Here is a 3,598-nt window from a genome sequence, read left to right as displayed (position 1 = left end):
AGACAGGCCCGAGACCCTCCAGCCGGCGGAACTCCTCGGGGGTGGACCACTCCCCCACCAGGTTGGAGTTGGCGATGAGGACCCGGGGCGCCCACTCGTGGGTGGTCATCACCCCCACCGGGCGGCCCCCGCTCGGCCGGTGTCCGGGGCGGTGCCGGGGGCTCCGTCCGTCTCCCCGTTCCCGTTCCCGGTCCCGGCTCCTCGGCCCCCGTCCTCCCGCAGCGGGATCCGCACCCCGCGCTCGGCCGCCACCCGCTCGGCCTCGGGGTAGCCGGCGTCCACGTGGCGGATCACCCCCATGCCGGGGTCGTTGGTGAGCACCCGACGGATCTTCTCCCCCGCCAGGGGCGTGCCGTCGGCGACGGTGACCTGCCCGGCGTGCAGGGAGCGGCCGATGCCCACCCCGCCGCCGTTGTGGATCGAGACCCAGGAGGCTCCGGAGGCGACGTTGACCATGGCGTTGAGCAACGGCCAGTCCGCGATGGCGTCGGAGCCGTCCCGCATCGCCTCGGTCTCCCGGTAGGGGGAGGCGACCGATCCGCAGTCCAGGTGGTCGCGGCCGATGACGACCGGGGCGGTCAGCTCCCCGGAGGCGACCATGTCGTTGAACCGTTCGCCCGCCCGGTCCCGTTCGCCCTGTCCCAGCCAGCAGATCCGGGCGGGCAGCCCCTGGAAGCGCACCCGCTCGCCGGCGGTGCGGATCCAGCGGGCCAGCGGCTCGTTGTCGGGGAACAGGTCGAGCACCGCCCGGTCGGTGGCCGCGATGTCGGCCGCGTCCCCGCTCAGGGCCGCCCACCGGAAGGGGCCCTTCCCCTCGCAGAACAGCGGTCGGATGTAGGCGGGGACGAACCCCGGGTAGTCGAAGGCGCGGTCGCAGCCGCCCAGGCGGGCCTCGGCGCGCAGCGAGTTGCCGTAGTCGAAGACCTCGGCGCCGGCGTCCAGGAAGCCGACCATGGCGTCGACGTGCGCGGCCATGGACTCGCGGGCCCGCCGGGTGAACTCCTCCGGCTTCTCCCGCGCGTGGTCCGCCATCTGCTCGAAGGGCACCCCGAGGGGGAGGTAGGCGAGCGGGTCGTGGGCGCTGGTCTGGTCGGTGACCACGTCGACCGGGGTGCCGGCGGCGAGCAGGCGGGGCAGCACCTCGGCGGCGTTGCCGACCACGCCCACCGACAGCGGCGCGCGGCGGGTCCTGGCGTCCTCGACCAGGCGCAGCGCGTGGTCGAGGTCGTCGGCCGCCACGTCGAGGTAGCCGTGGTCCAGGCGGCGTCGCACCGCGCGCGGGTCGCAGTCCACGCACAGCGCCACCCCGCCGTTGAGGGTGACCGCCAGGGGCTGGGCGCCGCCCATGCCGCCGAGTCCGGCGGTGACCGTCAGGGTGCCGGCCAGCGAGCCGCCGAAGCGTTTGGCGGCGACGGCGGCGAAGGTCTCGTAGGTGCCCTGGAGGATGCCCTGGGTGCCGATGTAGATCCAGGAGCCGGCGGTCATCTGGCCGTACATGGTCAGCCCGAGACCCTCCAGCCGGCGGAACTCCTCGGGGGTGGACCACTCCCCCACCAGGTTGGAGTTGGCGATGAGGACCCGGGGCGCCCACTCGTGGGTGGTCATCACCCCCACCGGGCGGCCGGACTGCACCAGCATCGTCTCGTCGGCGCGCAGGTCGGTGAGGGTGCGGACCATGGCGTCGAAGGAGGCCCAGTCGCGGGCGGCCCTTCCCGACCCGCCGTAGACCACCAGACGCTCGGGATGCTCGGCGACCTCGGGGTCGAGGTTGTTGCACAGCATCCGGAGGGCGGCCTCCTGGGGCCAGCCCCGGGCGGTGAGCCGGTTGCCTCGGGCCGCGCGGACGGTGCGGGGTCCTGCCATGGACTTCCTCCCGGGTCGGCGCCGTGCCGACGACGGGCCGGGCCCGCCGTGCCGTGCGCCCTCGCACTGGTCTATTCACTCACTCTACGGACTGAATGAAACCCGTCAACAGGGTCACGGGCCCGTGCCGGGGGCCGATCGACCCGGGGCACGTCCCGCCCGCGTTCCCCCTCGGGGCCCGGCTCACTCCACGAAGAGCCCGCGCTCGGCGGCGCGTGTCTCGAACCGCTCCAGCCGGCCCTCCGCGTCGGGCAGCACGTCGCACATCGCCTCCAGCAGCACCCGGCCCAACATCATCGGCGCGCAGGCGGTGTCGAAGGACAGCGCGGTGCCGACCGCCGCCGGCAGCACCATGTCGCCGGGCTCGGCCACCGTGGGGAAGGCGGTGTCGGCGACCAGCACCACCCGCAGTCCCGCCGTGCGGGCGGCGGCCAGGGCCGGCACCAGTTCGCGCGGGTACCGGGGCAGCGCGAAGCACAGCAGGGCCCCGGCGCCGGCGCCGGCGGCGCCCTCGATCCGGTCGATCAGCTCGCTGCCGCCGACCGTCAGCGGACGCACGTCGGGGTGCACCTTGGCCGCGAACCAGGCGAAGCCGGCCGCCTGGGCGGCGGCGGCCCGCAGCCCCACCACGGGCAGCGGTCGGGAGGCGGCCAGCAGTCGGGCGGCCTCCTCGACCGGCCGGGGGTCGGCCAGCAGCGCCGCCAACTGCCGCAGGTGCTCCAGCTCGGCGAGTACGGCCTGCTGGTGGGGGTTGGCGTCACCCGCCGGCCGCTCGGCGCCGGCTGCCGCGTCCTCCCGCTCGACGACCGGGCCGGCGGCACCGCCACCGGTCGCGACGGCCCCACCGGCCCCGACGGCCCCGAGGGGGCGCCGGTCCGGGTCCCGCAGGGCACGGCGCAGCGCCGGATAGCCGTCGTAGCCGAGGGCGACGGCGAAGCGGGTGACCGAGGGCTGGCTGACGCCGGCCGCCCGCGCCACCTCCACGCTGGAGAGGTAGGGCGCGTCGGCGGCCCACCGCACCAGGCAGTGCGCGATGCGCCGCTGGACCGGGGTCAGCCTCCGGCCCTGGAAGAACTTCAGCAGTCTCGCGCTCGCCTCGTCCACGGGCCCGAGTCTAGGCAGCGGCTCCCGCCGGCGCCGGTTCCCGGTCCCCGCCCGGGGGACGGGAACCGGAGGTCCGATAGGGGGGTTGGCCCCAGTGTGCCGCCGGGCGGGCGTCCGTAGCGTGGTCGGCATGACCAACGGGAATCCGGAGCTGAAGAAGGACCTGGACGCCGCCGTGCAGACCCGCAAGGAGCTGGGCGAGAACTACGAGGCGGCGTTGATCGAGTCCTTCCTGGAGAAGCTCGACGAACGCATCGACGAGACGGTGGACCGCGCGGTGGACAAGCGGCTGCGCCGCCGCCTGGCCGAACAGCAGATGGTGGGCGGCGGCCCCGGTCCCCTGGGGGACCGGGCCTGGCGGGGCCCGACCCCGGCCTTCGCGCTGGCCGCGTTGTCGCTGGTGTTCGCGATCCCGCTGTCGGCGATCGCCGCCGCCCACGTGGGTTTCCTCGGTCTGCTGGTGGCCTGGGGCGGCATCGTGGGGGTGAACGCCTCCTACGCCTCCGTCGCCAACGCGCAGCGCGACCGCGCCGACCGGCGCCCGCGGGACGACCAGCGGTGGTGAACCGGTGTCCCGCCCTGCCCTCCGGTACGCGCCGGCGCCCCGCCGGGGAGGGCGGGGCACCTGGCT

The 3,598-nt window shown here is 75.5% G+C and carries 4 protein-coding genes; 1 reads left to right on the top strand and 3 read right to left on the bottom strand.

Features of this window, described 5'->3' with window-relative positions; genetic code table 11:
- The 3 genes from FNQ90_RS16155 to FNQ90_RS16145 all read right to left on the bottom strand — a co-directional run.
- On the bottom strand, positions 1–109 hold a 109-nt coding region (locus FNQ90_RS16155; protein WP_182607030.1), incomplete at its 3' end, for a hypothetical protein.
- Complete coding sequence (hutU, locus tag FNQ90_RS16150; RefSeq protein WP_182607029.1) at positions 109–1,863, bottom strand: urocanate hydratase; 1,755 nt, start codon at positions 1,861–1,863, stop codon at positions 109–111. The genes hutU and FNQ90_RS16155, both read right to left, overlap by 1 nt.
- A gap of 183 nt (positions 1,864–2,046) precedes the next feature.
- Entirely contained in the window at positions 2,047–2,967 is a 921-nt protein-coding gene (locus tag FNQ90_RS16145) for a MurR/RpiR family transcriptional regulator (protein WP_323379999.1), read from the bottom strand.
- 130 nt (positions 2,968–3,097) lie between these two features.
- Between FNQ90_RS16145 and FNQ90_RS16140 the strand changes: the two genes are divergently transcribed.
- Positions 3,098–3,532: a hypothetical protein gene (locus FNQ90_RS16140; RefSeq protein ID WP_182607027.1), complete on the top strand. Its 435-nt coding sequence runs from the start codon at positions 3,098–3,100 to the stop codon at positions 3,530–3,532.
- Positions 3,533–3,598: the final 66 nt, after the last annotated feature.

The sequence above is a fragment of the Streptomyces alkaliphilus genome (assembly GCF_014141535.1).
Classification (GTDB): Bacteria; Actinomycetota; Actinomycetes; order Streptomycetales; family Streptomycetaceae; genus Streptomyces; species Streptomyces alkaliphilus.
This window is presented reverse-complemented; position numbering and strand designations above follow the sequence as displayed.